This is a genomic window from Flavonifractor sp. HCP28S3_F3, from assembly GCF_052065355.1.
Lineage (GTDB): Bacteria > Bacillota > Clostridia > Oscillospirales > Oscillospiraceae > Flavonifractor.
Window position 1 is genome coordinate 40,049 of the sequence record NZ_JBQHUF010000011.1, and the last position, 17,478, is coordinate 57,526.

General features: G+C 58.9%; 17 protein-coding genes. All 17 read right to left on the reverse strand.

All coding sequences use genetic code 11. The annotated features are described in order from the left end of the window. Positions 1–15: 15 nt before the first annotated feature. Complete coding sequence (locus ACTNB1_RS10525) at positions 16–1,974, reverse strand: bifunctional 4-hydroxy-3-methylbut-2-enyl diphosphate reductase/30S ribosomal protein S1 (protein WP_441169328.1); 1,959 nt, start codon at positions 1,972–1,974, stop codon at positions 16–18. After that, positions 1,971–2,567 carry a lysophospholipid acyltransferase family protein gene (locus ACTNB1_RS10530; protein WP_441169329.1) on the reverse strand — a complete coding sequence of 199 codons (597 nt, stop codon included), beginning with the start codon at positions 2,565–2,567 and terminating at the stop codon, positions 1,971–1,973. The genes ACTNB1_RS10525 and ACTNB1_RS10530 overlap by 4 nt, the downstream gene beginning before the upstream one ends. Beyond that, a complete protein-coding gene (gene cmk, locus ACTNB1_RS10535; protein WP_441169331.1) occupies positions 2,564–3,244 on the reverse strand; it encodes a (d)CMP kinase in 681 nt (226 codons plus the stop codon). Before cmk ends, ACTNB1_RS10530 begins: the two co-directional genes overlap by 4 nt. Further along, a complete protein-coding gene (locus ACTNB1_RS10540; protein ID WP_441169332.1) occupies positions 3,241–4,500 on the reverse strand; it encodes an NAD(P)/FAD-dependent oxidoreductase in 1,260 nt (419 codons plus the stop codon). Before ACTNB1_RS10540 ends, cmk begins: the two co-directional genes overlap by 4 nt. Then, on the reverse strand, positions 4,497–5,366 hold the full coding sequence (locus ACTNB1_RS10545) for a MurR/RpiR family transcriptional regulator (protein ID WP_441169334.1): 870 nt from the start codon (positions 5,364–5,366) through the stop codon (positions 4,497–4,499). The genes ACTNB1_RS10540 and ACTNB1_RS10545 overlap by 4 nt, the downstream gene beginning before the upstream one ends. A gap of 154 nt (positions 5,367–5,520) precedes the next feature. Beyond that, positions 5,521–6,234, reverse strand: coding sequence for a pseudouridine synthase (locus tag ACTNB1_RS10550; RefSeq protein WP_441169335.1), 714 nt, complete (start codon positions 6,232–6,234; stop codon positions 5,521–5,523). 62 nt (positions 6,235–6,296) lie between these two features. After that, a complete protein-coding gene (locus tag ACTNB1_RS10555) occupies positions 6,297–7,385 on the reverse strand; it encodes a D-alanyl-D-alanine carboxypeptidase family protein (protein WP_441169444.1) in 1,089 nt (362 codons plus the stop codon). Positions 7,386–7,431: 46 nt separating this feature from the next. After that, positions 7,432–7,845: a GerW family sporulation protein gene (ytfJ, locus tag ACTNB1_RS10560; protein WP_441169337.1), complete on the reverse strand. Its 414-nt coding sequence runs from the start codon at positions 7,843–7,845 to the stop codon at positions 7,432–7,434. A gap of 2 nt (positions 7,846–7,847) precedes the next feature. Further along, complete coding sequence (locus ACTNB1_RS10565) at positions 7,848–8,450, reverse strand: DUF2953 domain-containing protein (protein WP_441169339.1); 603 nt, start codon at positions 8,448–8,450, stop codon at positions 7,848–7,850. Further along, complete coding sequence (scpB, locus tag ACTNB1_RS10570) at positions 8,447–9,103, reverse strand: SMC-Scp complex subunit ScpB (RefSeq protein ID WP_441169341.1); 657 nt, start codon at positions 9,101–9,103, stop codon at positions 8,447–8,449. The genes ACTNB1_RS10565 and scpB overlap by 4 nt, the downstream gene beginning before the upstream one ends. A gap of 2 nt (positions 9,104–9,105) precedes the next feature. After that, entirely contained in the window at positions 9,106–9,930 is an 825-nt protein-coding gene (locus ACTNB1_RS10575) for a segregation and condensation protein A (RefSeq protein ID WP_441169342.1), read from the reverse strand. 1 nt (position 9,931) lies between these two features. After that, on the reverse strand, positions 9,932–10,642 hold the full coding sequence (locus ACTNB1_RS10580) for a site-2 protease family protein (protein WP_441169344.1): 711 nt from the start codon (positions 10,640–10,642) through the stop codon (positions 9,932–9,934). Positions 10,643–10,752: 110 nt separating this feature from the next. Beyond that, complete coding sequence (gene yihA / locus ACTNB1_RS10585; RefSeq protein WP_441169346.1) at positions 10,753–11,352, reverse strand: ribosome biogenesis GTP-binding protein YihA/YsxC; 600 nt, start codon at positions 11,350–11,352, stop codon at positions 10,753–10,755. Positions 11,353–11,397: 45 nt separating this feature from the next. Then, positions 11,398–13,806, reverse strand: coding sequence for an endopeptidase La (lon, locus tag ACTNB1_RS10590; RefSeq protein ID WP_441169348.1), 2,409 nt, complete (start codon positions 13,804–13,806; stop codon positions 11,398–11,400). A gap of 116 nt (positions 13,807–13,922) precedes the next feature. After that, positions 13,923–15,239, reverse strand: coding sequence for an ATP-dependent Clp protease ATP-binding subunit ClpX (gene clpX, locus ACTNB1_RS10595; protein ID WP_441169349.1), 1,317 nt, complete (start codon positions 15,237–15,239; stop codon positions 13,923–13,925). A gap of 101 nt (positions 15,240–15,340) precedes the next feature. Next, a complete protein-coding gene (gene clpP, locus ACTNB1_RS10600; RefSeq protein WP_441169351.1) occupies positions 15,341–15,922 on the reverse strand; it encodes an ATP-dependent Clp endopeptidase proteolytic subunit ClpP in 582 nt (193 codons plus the stop codon). 102 nt (positions 15,923–16,024) lie between these two features. After that, entirely contained in the window at positions 16,025–17,443 is a 1,419-nt protein-coding gene (gene tig / locus ACTNB1_RS10605) for a trigger factor (protein ID WP_441169353.1), read from the reverse strand. Positions 17,444–17,478: the final 35 nt, after the last annotated feature.

A 17,478-nucleotide genomic window follows, 5' to 3' on the forward strand; every position in this document is an offset into this window, starting at 1 on the left:
GGATCGCAAAAGCGATTACTCCTCGTTTTCACCCTCGGCCTCGTCAGCCTCGTCGGCACCCTGGCCCTCCAGCAGAGCACGGATGGACAGGGAGACCTTCTCCTTGTCGTAGTCGATGTCGATGATCTTCACATCCACCATCTGACCCTCGCTGAGCACATCGCCGGGCTTGTCGATGCGGTGATCGGCAATCTGGGAGATGTGGATCAGGCCGTCCACACCGGGAACGATCTCGGCAAAGGCGCCGAAGGTCATCAGCTTTACCACGCGGACATTGGCCACGTCACCGGGCTGATACTTGCCGGTGAACACCTCCCAGGGGTTCTGGGAGCGGTCCTTCATGCCCAGGGAGATCTTCTTCTTCTCCTTGTCGAAGGAGATGACATACACCTCAACGGTGTCGCCCACGGAGACGACCTCGGAGGGGTGCTTGATGCGGGACCAGGACAGCTCGGAGATGTGGACCATGCCGTCCACGCCGCCGATGTCCACAAAGGCGCCGTAAGAGGTCAGGCTCTTTACGGTGCCGGTGTAGCGCTTGCCTTCCTCGATGTTCTCCCACACCTCGGCAGCCTTAGCGGCGCGCTCCTCGGCCTCAACGGCGCGGATGGAGCCCACCACGCGCTTGCGGGCGCGGTTGACCTCGGTGATGCGCAGGCGCACCTTCTGCTTAACCAGCTGGCTCATGGGAGTATCCCGGGGCAGACCGGTCTGAGAAGCGGGCACGAAAACGCGCACGCCCTTGATGGACACGACCACGCCGCCCTTGTTCTCCTCGGTGACCACGCCCTCGACAGTGGTGTGATCCTCCTTGGCCTGCTCCACGTCTTCCCAGCTCTTGACAGTGTCAAGGCGCTTCTTGGAAAGGGTGACAACACCCTCCTGGTCGTTCACGCGCATGACATAAGTCTCGATCTCATCGCCCACTTTTACCAGATCCTCGACCTTAACCGTAGGGTCGTCGGTCAGTTCGGACACCGGTATGTAACCGGCGTGCTTGGTGCCGAGATCCACATAGATCTCAGTAGGCGTAATTCCAGTGACAACGCCCGTAACCTTCTCCCCTGTATTTAAAGTCTTGATCGATTTCTCCAGCATTTCAGCGAAGGATTCCTCGATCTCAATGTTTTCGTCGCTCATTTTGTCATAGACCTCCTTTATAATCCACTCAGGCGTGGACGCGCCCGCAGTGATTCCAATAGAAGCCTTCCGACACAGGGTGGAAGGTTCCAGCTCTGCCGCCCGTTCGATCCAAACGACCTTGGGACAGAGTGCCGCGCACAATTCCGCCAGACGTTTGGTGTTGGAACTTTCCCGCCCTCCAATGACGACCATAACATCGGAACGGGAGGCAAGTGCCTGCGCCTCAGACTGCCGTTTATACGTAGCATTACATATTGTATCAAAAATTTTTAAGTTTGTACACTCTTTTTTTGCTTTTTCTACGCACTTATCCCAAATTGCCCGTGTGGAGGTGGTTTGGGACACCATAGTAACCGGCTGAGAGCGGTGTGTTTCGTCCTCGTCCAGCCATTCAGACAGAGCGTCCGCCCCTTCAAATACCAGGGGCTTGGCACACCAGCCGGCAATGGCCGCCACCTCCGGATGGGTCGGCATGCCGATGATGACCACCTGCCTGCCGTCCGCTTCCGCCTGGGAAACGATCTGATGGATCCTGGAAACATTAGGACAGGTCGTATCCACCAGCTGGCAGCCCCGCTTTTCCAGGGCATCGTAGGCCGCCTTTCCCTCTCCATGGGATCGTATGATAACAGTGGCACCGGGCTGCGCCTCTTCCGGGGTCTGGATCAGGCCGATTTCCCGTTCCCTCAGATAGTCAATCACACTGCTGTTATGGATGATAGGGCCCAGCATGACACAAGGGCCGCCCTCGCCCGCCGCCTGCTCCGCCATATGGACCGCCCGACGGACTCCATAACAGAAGCCGGCCGATTTGGCAAGTTCCAGCTTCATCGGCCTGCCTGAGGCTGCAAAGCCTCAATCCGTGTCATTACCTCGTCTGCGATAGCCCGGTATTCCTCGGGCGTAGCCCGCTTCCCTGCCACCACCGGGTGATAGGGTTCGCCTATGACTACCTGATTCCAGCGGAACCAGCGCTTTTCAGCCGGAAGATAAATGGGTACAATGGGCACACCGGTACGTACCGCCAGCATAGCTGCACCGGTCTTGGCATCTCCCATGTCCCCATCCTGATGGCGGGTACCTTCCGGGAAGATCAGGAGCAGTTCCCCATTCTTCAGATACTTCATGGCGGTCTTAATGGCACCGATATCCGCCTGGCCCCGCTTAACGCCAAAAATACCGCCGTATTTCAGGATCAAGCCGATAACGGGCCAGTGCATGACCTCCTCCTTGGCCATCACATGGATCTGATGCCGCAGGCCCAGCGCATAGGCTATAAAGAGGGGATCACTCATTCGGGTATGATTGGCGCACAGCAAAGCGCCGCCCTCGGGAAAGTTTTTCTTATTGATACATTTAGTAGGCTTGAAAATGCGAAATACCGGCCAAAGGACCAGGTACGCCAGGAAATAAATGATATTCATGCTTGCAGATGCTCCTTCACGATATGCATCAGGAGCTCCAGACTCTGCTCCAGATCCTTTTCCGTTGTATCGGCCAGCACCGCGTCCTCCGCTTGGCGCAGCGGAGCTGCCGCGCGGCTGGTATCCCGCTCATCCCGCTCCAGCACATCATGGAGCACGGTTTCAAACGCGGTCTCCTGGCCCCGTTCCTTCAGCTCCAGCCAGCGGCGGCGAGCCCGTGCTTCCGGTGCAGCGGTGAGAAAGATCTTCACATCCGCGTCAGGCAGAACCACAGTGCCGATATCCCGGCCATCCATAACCACATCGTGCTCCTCCGCCAGACCGCGCTGCTGCTCCAGCAGGAAGGCCCGAACCTCCGGGATAGCCGAAACACCAGAGGCGTATGCAGAAATCTCGTGGCGCCGAATCTCTGCCGTCACGTCCTCACCGTTGAGGTACATGTGCTGCAGGCCGTCCTCCCCATAGGCCAGACGAATCTGGATATCCTGCAGCAGCGGAATCACCGCCGCCGGGTCTGACGGATCCGCCCCGGTCCGGAAGGCTTGCAGACCTACCGTACGGTAAATGGCGCCCGTATCTACATATAAATAACCCAATGCCTCCGCCAGACGTTTGGCCAGGGTAGACTTGCCAGCCCCGGACGGCCCGTCGATGGCAACGCTTCTGTGCTGCTTCATGACAGCTCCACTCCTTCTTCTTCCAACACCAGTTCCGCCGCGCCATGTCCTGCCGCCCGGCCGGTGGACCAGGCAATCTGCAGGTTGAAGCCTCCGGTATAGGCATCCACGTCCAGCACCTCGCCGGCAAAGAAAACACCCCGGACCTTCTTGGATTCCATGGTGGTTGGATTGATCTCTGAGACCTTGACGCCGCCGGAGGTGACGATGGCCTCCTCCACCGGTCTGGGACCGGCGATATCGATCCGGATACATTTCAGCGTCTCCAGCAGCCTGCGCCGCTGAGGACGTGTAACGGAATTTGCCTTCACATCTCCCGGGATGCCGGTCAGGTCCAGCAAAACAGGTACCATCAGCCGGGGGACCAGGCCCTCCAGCACATGCTGAAAGTTCCGATTGGCGTTCTCCTCCAGATCCCGCAGAAGCCGTTTGTCCAGCTTTTCCTCGTCCAGTGCCGGTTTCAGGTCCAGCAGGATGGAATAGTGCTCCTTCTCATAGTCCCGCATATGGGCGGAGGCTGTGAGGATCAGAGGCCCGGACAAGCCGAAATGGGTGAACAGCAGTTCACCCTGTTCGGCAAAAATCGTCTTCTTTTTTTCCGTCCGTACCCGGATCGCTACATTTTTCAGGCTCAGGCCCTGCATCTGGGCGCAAAAAGGCTGCTCCGCCACCAACGGCACTAGAGAAGCCTTCGGAGGAAGCACCGTATGTCCCAGCGTCCGAGCCAGCGTATAGCCATCACCAGTGGAGCCGGTCAGCGGGTAGGACACGCCGCCGGTAGCCACCACCGCGGCACGGCAGGGATAAAAGCCGTGCTCGCCCTCCACCCCCTGCATCGTCTCTCCATCCAGACGCAGAGCACTGGCCCGGTCCTGCACAATGGACACCCGTGCCCGGCGAAGCGCCAGCAGCAGTGCATCGATGATATCCGCCGCATGATCGGACTGAGGAAACACCCGGTTTCCCCGCTCGGTCTTCAGCGGTACGCCCCGCTCCTCAAAAAAGCGCTTCACCTGCTCCGGCGGGAATCGGGTCACCGCGCTGGTGAGAAAGCGGCTGTTGTGGGGCACGTTCTGCAAAACTTCCGCCGCCGTACAGTCGTTGGTCACGTTGCAGCGCCCTTTACCCGTGATGTACAGCTTGCGCCCCAGCTTCGGGTTACGCTCCAGAAGGGTCACGGACGCACCCTTTTCCGCAGCAGCCAGCGCGGCCATACATCCAGCCGCACCGCCGCCGATCACGATCACATCACTCAACGGCTCGCTTCCACCTTTTCATAGACGTCATATTCATCCCAGATCCGCTCCAGGTCCGCAAAGGTCTTGGACAGATCCTCATTCTTCTTACGGCCGATGGAGACGATCAGCGCGTTGATCAGGCTGAGGGGCGCCACCAGGGAGTCCACGAAAGAAGCCATATCGCTTTTTGCCAGCAGCCGGTGGGTGGAGTACTGCACCAGCGGCGAAGTCTCGCTGTCGGTCAGTGCAATGGCGGTGGCCCCACGATCATGGGCAAACTGCATGGCAGACACCGTCCGCCGGGAATACCGGGGGAAGCTGATGCCGATGACCACGTCGCCCGGCCCGATACGCAGCAGCTGCTCAAACACCTCGCTGATGGAGGTAGTATGGACAATGGTGACATGGTCGAAGATCAGGTTAAAATAAAAGCCCAGAAAGCTGGCCAATGCGGCAGCCGAACGGACGCCCAGAATATAGATGCGCTTGGCGTTGACGATGGCATCCACCGCCTGGGCAAACTCCTCCCTGTCCGTCTCTTCCATAGTCATATGGATCTTTTCGATATCCGACTGCATTACCATGGACAGGATATCGTGGTCTCCGATTCGGTCGTTGGAGACCTCAATACGCTGAATGGAAGTGAGCTTACTGCGAATCATCTCCTGCAGAGCCTTCTGCATGGCGGGGTATCCGTCATACCCCAGTTCAGCGGCAAAGCGGACCACAGTGGATTCGCTGACCTTAACGGTCTTTCCCAATTTGCTGGCCGTCATAAAGGCAGCCTTATCATAGGACTCCAGAATAAAGTTTGCAATGAGCTTTTGTCCCTTGGAAAAGGTGCCCATATTACTCTGGATCACTGACAAAATATCCTTGGACATGACACAACCTCCCGGGCCCCGGTCTCTCTTCTCCGGCGGGCATTTTCCTATAAACGCATCCTGACAGATGCGAAACTTTCAGCTTGTATTATGATACCGGGAATCCGGCAGAAAAGCAATCCTTTTTTGCAAGTAAATATGATTTTCCTGCAAATCACAATTCCGTTTTTGACGGATCTTCCAGCAGCTGGGAGAGTTCCGCCTTAGTCAGATGCCGCCAGCATCCCACCTTCAGATCGCCCAGTGTCAGGCAGCCCTCTCTCACCCGCCGCAGCCGGCGCACCTTCAAGCCAGCCGCTGCGCACATCCGCCGCACCTGGCGGTTACGCCCCTCATGAATAGTCACCGAGAGCGTATCTGCTCCCAGCACCTCCACCTTGGCGGGGTGGAGTGGAACACCGTCCAGAGAAAGCGGTCCCCGAAGGATGGGCAGAGCATGCTCCACGTCGCCTTCCACCCAGACGTGATACTCCTTCTCCACCTCATGGCTGGGATGAAGCAGGTTTTGCGTCAGAGCGCCGTCATCCGTCAGAATGAGCAGCCCCTCTGAATCCAGGTCCAGCCGTCCTACCGGCCACACCCGGGCACCGCAGCCCGACACCAGCTGAGCTACCGTTCTGCGCCCCTTCTCATCGGAGAGGGTGGTCACATATCCCCTGGGTTTATTCAGCATCAGATAAGTACGCCGGTCCAGTCCGGGCAGCGGCTTGCCATCCACCCGGATGTCGTCTCGCTCCGGGTCGGCCCGGTCCCCCACTCTGGCAGGACGCCCATTGACCGTGATTCGCCCGGCTTCCAGATAGGTCTCCGCGGCCCGCCGGGAGGCTACGCCCCGGGCAGACAGGATCTTTTGCAGACGTTCTTCCATCTTTTCCCTCTCCCGCAGGAAAGGTCTGCCGCACCCCGCGGCAGACCTTTGCTACCTTAGATTTATTTCTTATGGGACCCGATCCCGAAGAGCCGGCTCAGCCAGCCCTCCGGCGCCCGGTCATCCGAGGCTCCGGTCTGATAGTACAGCGGCACCCGCAGCACGACTTCCGTACCCAGGCTGATTACCAGCTCGCCCGCCTCCCCGCCGGCGGCCACCGGGGCTTCCGTCCTCTCCGGCAGAGAGACCTCCACAGACAGGCTCTCACCCTCCGCCAGCGGATAAAACACGTCCGTTCCTGTTCCGACGGAAACGAACCGGCCCAGGCTGCCTTCACAGGGAATGAGCCAGCGCTGGTCCCCGCCTACCGCCAACGTTCTGGGATAGGCGGAAAAGCCATAGTCAAACAGGGCAGCGTGATCCGCCCAGTCGTTGGGATCGTTCAGCGTCACGGCGATCAGCTCCTGCCCGTCCCGCTGGGCACTGGACACCAAGGTGCGGCCTGCCTCGTCGGTATAGCCGGTCTTCAGGCCGGTACAGCCCTCGTACCGCCACAGCAGCTTATTGTGGTTGGCCAGATAGCGTTCAGCGATGGTGATGGTCCTGGTACCCGCGATTCGCCGTAGAGTCTCCTGCTCCAGTACGGCCCGGGCCAGCAGCGCCATATCCCGGGCGGTAGAGTAATGCTCGGGATCGTCCAGGCCGTTGGGGTTGGCGAAGTGGGTGTTGGTCATGCCCAGCTTGGCCGCCGTCTCGTTCATCCGGGCTACGAAGTCCTCTACCGTCTCACAGCAGCTGCCCGCAATGGCCAGCGCTGCGTCGTTTCCAGAGGAGAGCAGCAAGCCGTACAACAGCGCCTCCATGGTCAACTTCTCCCCCGGTTTCAGGTACATGGAGGAGCCCTCTGCGCCGGTCCACTCCTGCCGCACTGTCACTTCAGTTGACAGATCCGGGCACAGCTCCACCGCCACCAGCGCCGTCATCAGCTTGGTAATGCTGGCAATGGGACGCTGTTGGTCTGCGTTATGGGCATAGAGCACCCGTCCGCTCTCACTGTCCATCAGAATGGCGGCGGAAGCAGAGGTACTCACTGTCTCCACCGCCATAGCGGGGACAGTCAGAAGGATCATAGTCAGAAAAAGGGCGGTCACACGTCTCAAGCAGCATCACCTCATATCAATGCTGCCAGTATGCCCCTTAAAAAGCGGTGTTATCCCCCGCCTTTTTCTCCTGCTGCTTCTCTACGAAGCCTGTGACCTTATCAATGACTTCTGGCACCATCTCCACCACACGGTCCACCGTGTTGCAGGGAGGCGCCGCCACAGGCATCAGCTTGACCGTGTCACCCTTGATGATGAGGAACGCCACAGGGGACAGGTTCATGCCCGCGCCGCTGCCGCCGCCGAAAGAGTTGTCGCCCTCCGGCTTCTGGTTTTTGGATACGAAGTCACTGCCGCCGGAGGCAAAGCCAACCGTCAGCTTGGAGATGGGGATGATGGTGACCTCGCCAGCGTTGATAGGCTGACCAATGATGGTGTTCACGTCCGCGATCTCCCGGATTTTCTGCATGGTAGTAGTCATCAGATCTCCGATAGGATGCTGCTTTTCCATATTCAAACCGCCTCTTTCTGTACTGTATCTGTCTGCTTTTTCCGTTCCGTTCCCAGCGCCTGGGGCAACCTGGGAGCCAGCCATATGGCCAAAACCACCGTCTGTCCGATGGTAAGGGTGGCCGCCGCGTCCAGGCTGGCGGTGGGCCGAGTGGCTTCAAAATCCACCCGGGTGCGGATCCGTCTGTCCCGCACATTAAAATTCTGCTCCACCAGCGGCCAAATCATACCTACAGCCGCATTGACTCCGCCAAACGCCAGCGCTGCACTGGCAGGGTCAGAGGCTGCGGCGGTCACATTCAGATAGATCCGATCCAAACGTACCTTCCGCTTCAGTCTGCCCGCAGCCTCCGCGATCAGAGGCAGTCCACGGCGGATCTGCCCCAGCACATCACGTTTGCCCTCTTCCGCAGCGGCGGTCTTTGGTTCCTTCTTTTTTTTCGACTGCTTTTTCTCCTTACGGGGCAGCAGTGTCATCCGGACCGGCCCCAGCTTCAGCCGGAGCGTCAGACCGGACGGCACATAGATCACCTGGATGCCGATCCGGATCAGGCTGATCAGTACCAGCACCACTGCGATCAGCGCCAGGATAAGCAGCACCTTCATGGCTGAGAGCCTCCCTCCGTCCGGGCCATCTCCCGGGCGGCCTCTTCGATCTCTTCCTCCGTCACCTCTGCACCCTCCTGCTCCGCCTGGAGCCGGGCCACTGCCGCCTGCATTTCCAGGGTCAGCTGGCCGTCCTCCGGCGCGGCGTTGGGCAACTCCGGCAACTCGTCCAGGCTGGATAGCCCAAATGAGCGGAGAAAGTTCTGCGTGGTGCGGTACTGGATGGGCCGGCCAGGTACAGCCAGGCGGCCACATTCCTCAATCAGTTCACGCTCCAGCAGCAAGCTCACCGTATAGGAGCTGTCTACCCCACGGATCTGGTCCACGTAGGCCCGAGTGGCGGGCTGATAGTAGGCGATGATGGCCAGCACCTCCAGCGCCGGCTGGCTCAGCTTGGCCGGGCGGCGGCTCTCAAAGGCCCGCCGGATATTATGGGCAAACTCCGGGGCGGAACACAGCTGATAGCTGCTGTCCAGCCGCAGCAGGCGGATACCCCGGCGCTCATAACTGTAGTAGTCTGCCAGCCGCTGGCACACAGCATCTGCTGTGCTCCGGTCAATATCCAGAGCCAGACACAGACGCTCCACGCCCACCGGCTCGCCGGCCGCAAACAGGATGCCCTCAATGGCGGATTCAATTTCCTTCAATTCCATGATTATCCCCCATCTGCCGGTTCATATGCATCGGTAGAAAATTCCACCGTTTCCTGCCCGTCGGCCTCGGTACAGGTCACGGTGCAGTCCGTCTCTGTGCCAGCCAGACGCAGGCGGCGGGCTTTGCACAGTTCCAGCACCGCGATAAAAGTGGCCACGATTTCCGAGCGGCTACGGTTGCCTTTAAACAGCGCCCGGAAGCGGGTCACTCCAAACCGGGTCAGCCGGTCCAGAATCTCGTCGGCCTTGTCGGCCACCGGATAGGGCTCCCGGCCCACAATGCCCTCAAAGGCCGCCATAGGCGGCGGCAGCCGGTGGTCCACCCGGGCCAGCACGCTCTGCATAGCCCGCAGCAGGTCCCCCGGCTGATGAACGTACCGGTAGGTCTTACTTACCGGCAGCACCTCAGGCGTTTTGGTCAGGTAATCCCGGCCCACAGCGTAGCGGTCGGACAGCTGAGGAATCACCGCCTTGATACGGGCAAAATTCTCATGCCGCTGGTGCTCCTCCAGAGATGCCATCAGCTGTTCCAATTCAGACAGCGCCTCTTCATCGTGGATGGACAGCAGCATTCTTGTTTTGATAAAAACCAGCTGGGCGGCCATGGTTACAAACTCGCTGGCCACCTCCAGGTCCAGTTTCTTACGCTGGTCCATCCAGGCCAGATACTGCTCGAGGATCAGGGAGATCTGAATGTCCTTGATCTCCATTTTGTTTTTGGACAGCAGGTGGAGGATCAGGTCCAGCGGGCCATTGAAATCCTCCATATCCTCCCTGGTTTTCACCACTTTTTCCAGATGGTAAATGGGCGTTTCGATGGTACTCACCTCAAAACAGTTTCAGGATGGCGGACACGTCCTGACAGATCCAAAGCACATCCGCCGGCATACCGGTCACCGCGCACATTCCCTGGATGACATGTATGATCAGAAAACTCAGCGGTCCGCTGAACACGCCCAGCAGCACCAGCACAAAAAGCGCAATTCCGATGTACCGCTCATAGCGCAGAATCTTGTAATAGGCCTTGCTGGGCAGCAGGGCAAACAGGATCTTGGAGCCGTCCAGCGGCGAGATGGGAATCAGGTTGAACAGGCCCATACCCACCCCCAACAGTGCAATATTGGACAGAAAGCACAGGGCCAGCAACGTGATATGGCTCACATACCCGAAATGCCAGATCAGGGAGGCCACCGCCACAGCCGCTATAGCGGTGAGAAAGTTGGCTGCAGGACCTGCCAGCGCAGTCAGAGCCATTCCCTGCTTGGGATGTTTGAAATAACGCATGTCCACCGGCACCGGTTTGGCCCATCCCACTTTGGCAATGAGCATCATGAGCAGGCCAACGGGATCCAAATGCTTGACGGGGTTCAGCGTCAGGCGGCCCGCCTGCTTTGCCGTGGGATCACCCAGCCGCCAGGCCACAAAGCCGTGAGACAGCTCATGAAGCGTAATGCACAGCAGAGCGGAAACCGCGCTGATCAGCAGCGTGATTAGTCCCCACCAGTCCATATGCTGCGCAAAATCCGAAAAAGATGTCAATCTGTTCTTCCTCCGCTAGCCGCTTTCAGCGGTCTGTTTATGTTCGACATTATACCAAAATGGGCCGTAAAAGACAAGTGAGACTGCCATTCACAGTCTCACCCGTCCGACTATACATAATCTTGCGCGTGACTCAGGATAAGGTCAAGCAGTTCCTGCTTTCCGGTCCCCTTCTCAGCCGAAAAGGGAATTACCTTCACACCATCATCCAGTCCAAGGGTTTCCCGGATGCGGGCCAGATTAGGCTCGATATCACTTTTGCGCAGCTTATCCAGCTTATTGGCCACCACAGCAAAAGGCTTTCCGCTGTTCTTGAACCACTCCGCCATGGTGCAGTCGTCTGCCGTAGGTTTATGGCGGGCGTCCACGATCATCAGCCCCAGGCTCATAAGAGCCGGATCAGCAAACCACTCCTCCATCAACCGGCCCCAGCGCTGCTTTTCCGCCATGGATACCTTGGCATAGCCGTAGCCCGGCAAATCCACCAGGTAAAAGGCACCGTCAATGAGGAAATAATTAATATGGGTAGTCTTGCCGGGAGCGGCACCTACCCGGGCAAAATTCTTCCGGTTCAGCAGGCGGTTGATGACCGAGGACTTGCCTACGTTGGAGCGGCCGGCAAAAGCCACCTGGGGCAGACGGTCCCGGGGAAAATCCCCGGCTTTGGCCGCCGACCGGACAAATTCCGCTTTTTGCAGATTGACCTGCATAGCAACCTCCTGTACTTGAAATTTACTTTACAGCCATTATGTACCCTATTGTTTGAGGCAGGGCCGCTCACCCTGGTGGGCCGTATCCCGCAGCATCTGCACCTGTTCCCCGCTGCCGCAGGCCAGGTCCAGGGCCAGCGCTTCAGCCAGCACCTCATCCACCTGCTCCACGGGAACAAAGCGCAGGCCGGCCCGCACTGTCTGGTCGATCTCTTCCAGATCCTTTTCGTTGTCGGCGGGAACGATCACAGTGGTGATGCCGTTCCGGTACGCTGCCACGGTCTTTTCCTTCAGGCCGCCGATGGGCAGTACTCTTCCACGTAAAGTAACTTCGCCTGTCATAGCCAGTTCCCGCTTGACTGGCGTGCCAGTCAGGGCAGACACCATGGCTGTGGTGATGGCGATGCCTGCCGACGGGCCGTCTTTAGGTACTGCCCCCTCCGGGAAATGGATATGGATGTCTTTTGTTTTATAGAAATCAGCCTCAATACCCAGCTGCGGGGCTCGACTGCGGATATAGGTCAGGGCTGCATGGGCAGACTCTTTCATCACGTCTCCCAGGTTGCCTGTCAGCTCAATCTTACCGCTGCCGGGGACTACGCCCACCTCTACCTCCAGAATCTCGCCGCCCACACTGGTCCAGGCCAGGCCATTGACCACGCCCACCTGCTCCGTCTGGGGCAAACGATCCGGATGATAGCGAGGGATCCCCAGATAACTCTCCAGGTTCTTTTCTGTAACGCTTATAGACTTTACACCATCTGATACGACACGCATTGCAGCTTTCCGGCACAGAGCGCCCAGCTCCCGTTCCAGAACACGGACGCCGGATTCCCGGGTATAGCCCCGAATCAAGGCGCGGATAGCATCGTCTGTGAGCTTGAGCTGCGCCTTGGTCAGTCCGTGACGCTTCAACTCCTTGGGCAGAAGATGCCGCTTGGCGATCTGTACCTTCTCCTCGTCTGTATAGCTGTTCAGCTCAATGACCTCCATCCGGTCCAGCAGAGGCCGGGGGATGGTATCCAGCGTATTGGCAGTGGTGATAAAGAGCACATCGGACAGATCGAAGGGCACCTCCAGGAAATGATCCCGGAAGGTCCCGTTTTGCTCCCCGTCCAGTACCTCCAGCAGTGCGGAAGCGGGATCGCCCCGCTGGTCGTTGCCCAGCTTGTCGATCTCGTCCAGCAGCAGCAGCGGGTTACAGCTGCCGGCCTGCTGAATGGCGGCGATCACACGGCCGGGCATGGCGCCAACATAGGTCTTGCGGTGACCCCGGATTTCCGCTTCGTCGTGGACGCCACCCAGGGAGATGCGAGCCATGTTCCGGTGGATGGCCTTGGCCACACTGGAGGCAATGGAGGTCTTGCCTACCCCCGGAGGTCCTACCAGGCAGAGGATTTGCCCCTTCAGCTGGGGCGCCAGCTGTTTGACGGCCAGAAATTCCAGTATCCGTTCCTTAACCTTGTCCAGGCCGTAGTGATCGGCGTCTAGCACCTTCCGGGCCGCCTCCACATTGACCCGCTCCTTTGTCTTTTTGCCCCAGGGCAGCTCCAGCACCGTGTCCAAATAGTTGCGGATCACAGTAGCCTCCGCTGAACCGAAGGGCTGCTTCTCCAAGCGGCGCAGCTCCTTCTCCAGCTTCTCCCGCACCTCTTCCGGCAGCTTGGCCTTGGCGATCTGGCGGCGGTAATCGCTGAATTCCTGGTCTCCGCTCCCCTGCTGGTCTTCGCCCAGCTCCTGCTGGAGGACCTTCAGCTGCTCCCGCAGGACGTAGTCACGCTGGCTGCGGGTCAGCTGATCCCGAACCTTGGTCTGCATCTCCTGTTCCAACTCCAGGATCTCTACCTCCCGGCGGAGATTTTGACTCAGCTTCTCCAAGCGGCGGACCGGACGCAGCTCCTCCAGGATGATCTGCTTGTCCCCCGTCCGCATGGGAAGATTCTGAGCGATGTAGTCGGCGATATAGCCGGGGTCCTCGCTGGAAAGCACGGAGAGTAGGATGTCCGGCGTCATCTTGGGCGCAAGCTCAATATAGCTTTCAAACAGCTCATAGGTTTGCCGGATCAGAGCCTCTGTACGGGCCGAACGCTTTACAGGTTGCTCCGCCGGAATCTCCTCCACCTGGGCCGTCAGGTAGGGCGTGGACTCCACCACCTGGCACAAACGGCCTCGGCTGACGCCCTCCACCATGACCCGAACGTTGTCGCCCGGCAGCCGGAGGATCTGGCGCACATTGCTGATGGTACCGATGCTATAGAGATCCCCTTCCTGGGGGTTTTCAATGGCCAGGTCCCGCTGGGCCACCAGAAAGATGGTCTGTCCGCTGGTCATGGCCTCGTCCAGGGCTTTGATGGAGCTCTCCCGTCCCACATCGAAGTGGAGCAGCATATTAGGAAAAATCGTCAGGCCCCGCAGGGCCAGTGCAGGCATGATAACCGGGGTATTTGCTTGCATATGGATACCTCCCTCATACAAAGACAGAAGCCAGGAACTGGAGGCTGCGGCTTACTCAGCAAGACCCGTTGCTCCGAATTCCCGACTTCTGTACTCCGCGTTCAGGCTTTGATCTGTTAAGACACGTTCCCCTTGGGGGCGGAACCGCCCTTTTCTGCACGCAGGGACGCGCCGCCGAGGCGGGGCCGCTGGGTGCGTTCAGGGTCGTATTCAATGGCGGGAGGCTGGTGATCCCTGACGCTCTCCGCCGTAATGGTCACTTTTGCGATGGTGGGATCGGAAGGCACGTCATACATGATCTGGGTCATGACGTCTTCCAGCACCGCACGCAGGCCACGGGCACCGATGCCCCGCTCAATGGCCTTTTCAGCAGCTTCCTCCAGAGCCTGGGGCTCAAACTCCAGATCCACCATATCATATTCCAGCAGCTTCTGGTACTGCTTCACCAGAGCGTTCTTGGGCTCAGTGAGGATGCGCACCAGCTGCTCCTTATCCAGCGCATTCAAGGTGGTGATGACCGGCAGACGGCCCACCAGTTCAGGAATGATGCCGAACTTCAACAGGTCGTGAGGCTGGATCTCCTTGAAGATGGCGGTATTGCTCTTCTCCTTCTTCCCCTGGATATCCGCGCCAAAGCCGATAGTCTTCTTATCCAGACGCTGCTCGATGATCTTCTCCATCCCGTCAAAGGCGCCGCCGCAGATGAACAGGATGTTCTTGGTGTCGATCTGGATGAACTCCTGGTGGGGATGCTTCCGTCCGCCCTGGGGCGGCACATTGGCCACGGTACCCTCCAGGATCTTCAGCAGTGCCTGCTGCACACCTTCGCCGGACACATCCCGAGTAATGGAGGTGTTCTCGCTCTTGCGGGCGATCTTGTCGATCTCATCCACGTAGATGATGCCGCGCTCCGCCAACTCGATATCGTAGTCGGCAGCCTGCACCAGACGCAGCAGGATGTTCTCCACGTCGTCGCCCACATAGCCCGCCTCGGTCAGCGTGGTGGCGTCGGCAATGGCAAAGGGCACCTTCAGGATCCGGGCCAGGGTCTGGGCAAACAGGGTCTTGCCGCAGCCAGTGGGACCCATGAGCAGAATATTGCTCTTCTGGAGCTCCACATCGTCCCCGCCGCCGAAGTAGATCCGCTTGTAGTGGTTGTACACCGCCACAGACAGAGCCACCTTGGCGTCCTCCTGGCCGATGATATACTGATCCAGCACATCCCGGATCTCCCGGGGAGTGGGGATCACGTCCGGAATATCAGGGCTGATAGGCTCCTCCGGATCGTAGTTGTCGTCCAGAATGCTCATGCACAGGTGGACGCACTCGTTGCAGATATAGGCGCCGGGCCCGGCAATGATCCTGGCCACCTGCTCCTGGTGCTTACCGCAGAAGGAGCATCTTACGCTTTTGCGTTCGTCATTTTTCGGCATGTTCCATACCTCAATGCTAGAAAATTCAGTCGTCCCCGGGGGACTTCCGTATACGACACGGAGGGAGCAGGGCGTCTTCCCCGCTCCCCCCCTGTTGGATTTTACCGCGAATAGATCACCTTGTCAATCAGACCAAACTCCTTGGCCTCCTCGGCGGACATGAAGTTGTCCCGCTCACAGGCGGCGGTGACTTCCTCCACGTTCTTACCGGTGTTGTCTGCCAGGATCTGGTTCATCCGTTTTTTGATGATCTCCAACCGCTTCAGGTGGATCGCCATATCGGTGATCTGGCCCTGGGTACCGGCAGAAGGCTGATGAATCATAATCTCAGCATTAGGCAGCGCCAGACGCTTGCCCTTGGCGCCGGAGGAGAGCAGGAAAGCTCCCATGCTAGCGGCCATACCGATGCAGATGGTAGACACATCGCACTTGATGTACTGCATGGTATCATAGATGGCCATACCGTCGGTCACGGAGCCGCCAGGGCTGTTGATATAGAACTGAATGTCCTTGTCAGGATCCTGGGCCTCCAGATACAGAAGCTGGGCAACTACCAGACTGGCAGTGGTTGCGTTCACTTCCTCACCCAGGAAAATGATGCGGTCGTTGAGCAGCCGGGAGAAAATATCGTAGGAACGCTCGCCCCGGTTGGTCTGCTCTACAACATAAGGAACTAAGCTCATGGTTCAGGTTCTCCTTTATTTTGATGTCAGGGCGTTTTCGGCGCCCGGCCATCCCCCGATGGCGGGCAGTCACACACAAGAGTATGCCCGCTTATCGGCACCTTATTCCTCGGTCTTTTCCTCGCCCTCGGCGGCATCCTCAGCCTTCTTCTTGGTGGTGCGGCGCTTCTTGGGCTTCTCCTCACCCTCAGCGGCCTCACCCTCGGCATCCTCAGCCTTCTTCTTGGTGGTCTTCTTCTTGGCGGGAGCCTTGCCCACCTTGGCGGAATCATAGATCACCTGCTCGGCCTTCTTCATGGACAGCTCCTTGCGGATGTCGTCGGCGGCCACAGCCTCCTTCACCTTGTCCAGCTCCATGTGGTACTGCTCGGACAAGCGCTTGTACTCCTCCTCCAGCTCCTCGTCGGAGATCTGGATGTCCTCAGCAGCGATCACGGCGTTCAGAGCCAGGTCGCGGCGCACCCGCTCCAGGGCGGCGGCCTTAGCCTGCTCACGCATCATATCCATGTTCATGCCGGTCATGGCCAGGTACTGCTCAAAGGGAATGCCCTGAGCCTGGATCCGCTGAGCCATGTCGTTCACCAGGTTGTCGGCCTCGAACTCCACCATGGCGTCGGGGATCTCCACTTCCATGTTGCTCATGACCTGCTCCAGGACAGCAGCCTCAAAGGCCTGCTTGGCCTGGTTCTCGCGGCGCTCGGTCAGCTTGTCGGCCAGGTCCTTCTTGAAGTCAGCCAGAGTGTCGAACTCAGACACGTCCTTGGCAAACTCGTCGTCCACGGTGGGCAGCTGCTTCTCCTTCACCTCGTGGACCTTCACCTTGAACACGACAGCCTTGCCGGCCAGGTCGGCGTGATAGTCCTCGGGGAAGGTGATGTCCAGGTCCTTCTCGTCGCCGGCCTTGGTGCCAACCAGCTGCTCCTCGAAGCCGGGCACAAAAGAGCCGGAGCCCAGCTCCAGGCTGTGGCCCTCGCCCTTGCCGCCGTCAAAGGGCTTACCGTCCAGGAAGCCCTCAAAGTCGATGACCACGGTGTCACCGTTCTGAGCCTCACGCTCCACGGTCACCATACGGGTGGCGCGGTTGATGTAGGGCTTCAGCTCGTTGTCGATGTCCTCGTCAGTGATCTTGACCTCTTCCTTCTCAGCGGTCAGGCCCTTGTACTCGCCCAGCTTCACCTCGGGACGGACAGTGACCAGAGCCTTGAAGGTCAGGCCCTCCTTGCCCACGCTGACGATATCCACCTTGGGCCAAGCCACGGCGTCCAGCTTCTCCTGCTCCACCGCGTCGGCGTAGGCCTGGGGATAAATCTCGTTGATGGCGTCTTCATAGAACACACCGGAACCGTACATGCCCTCGATGACCTTCCGGGGAGCCTTGCCCTTACGGAAGCCGGGGACCATGATCTTGCCGCGCTGCTTCAGATAAGCCTTCTGAACGGCAGCCTCAAACTCCTCCGCCCCGATCTCGATGACCAGCTCGACGGTGCTCTTCTCCTGTTTCTCGACGCTCTTGACATTCATGTTGTTTACTTCCTCCTGTCAGCCTCAGCTGCCGC

What these genes read in the sequence shown, in the direction of transcription:
- ACTNB1_RS10525 (WP_441169328.1), bottom strand. Translation starts at nt 1,974, where the DNA reads ATGAAGCTGGAACTTGCCAAATCGGCCGGCTTCTGTTATGGAGTCCGT.
- ACTNB1_RS10530 (WP_441169329.1), bottom strand. Translation starts at nt 2,567, where the DNA reads ATGAATATCATTTATTTCCTGGCGTACCTGGTCCTTTGGCCGGTATTT.
- cmk (WP_441169331.1), bottom strand. Translation starts at nt 3,244, where the DNA reads ATGAAGCAGCACAGAAGCGTTGCCATCGACGGGCCGTCCGGGGCTGGC.
- ACTNB1_RS10545 (WP_441169334.1), bottom strand. Translation starts at nt 5,366, where the DNA reads ATGTCCAAGGATATTTTGTCAGTGATCCAGAGTAATATGGGCACCTTT.
- ACTNB1_RS10550 (WP_441169335.1), bottom strand. Translation starts at nt 6,234, where the DNA reads ATGGAAGAACGTCTGCAAAAGATCCTGTCTGCCCGGGGCGTAGCCTCC.
- ytfJ (WP_441169337.1), bottom strand. Translation starts at nt 7,845, where the DNA reads ATGGAAAAGCAGCATCCTATCGGAGATCTGATGACTACTACCATGCAG.
- ACTNB1_RS10565 (WP_441169339.1), bottom strand. Translation starts at nt 8,450, where the DNA reads ATGAAGGTGCTGCTTATCCTGGCGCTGATCGCAGTGGTGCTGGTACTG.
- scpB (WP_441169341.1), bottom strand. Translation starts at nt 9,103, where the DNA reads ATGGAATTGAAGGAAATTGAATCCGCCATTGAGGGCATCCTGTTTGCG.
- yihA (WP_441169346.1), bottom strand. Translation starts at nt 11,352, where the DNA reads ATGCAGGTCAATCTGCAAAAAGCGGAATTTGTCCGGTCGGCGGCCAAA.
- lon (WP_441169348.1), bottom strand. Translation starts at nt 13,806, where the DNA reads ATGCAAGCAAATACCCCGGTTATCATGCCTGCACTGGCCCTGCGGGGC.
- clpX (WP_441169349.1), bottom strand. Translation starts at nt 15,239, where the DNA reads ATGCCGAAAAATGACGAACGCAAAAGCGTAAGATGCTCCTTCTGCGGT.
- clpP (WP_441169351.1), bottom strand. Translation starts at nt 15,922, where the DNA reads ATGAGCTTAGTTCCTTATGTTGTAGAGCAGACCAACCGGGGCGAGCGT.
- tig (WP_441169353.1), bottom strand. Translation starts at nt 17,443, where the DNA reads ATGAATGTCAAGAGCGTCGAGAAACAGGAGAAGAGCACCGTCGAGCTG.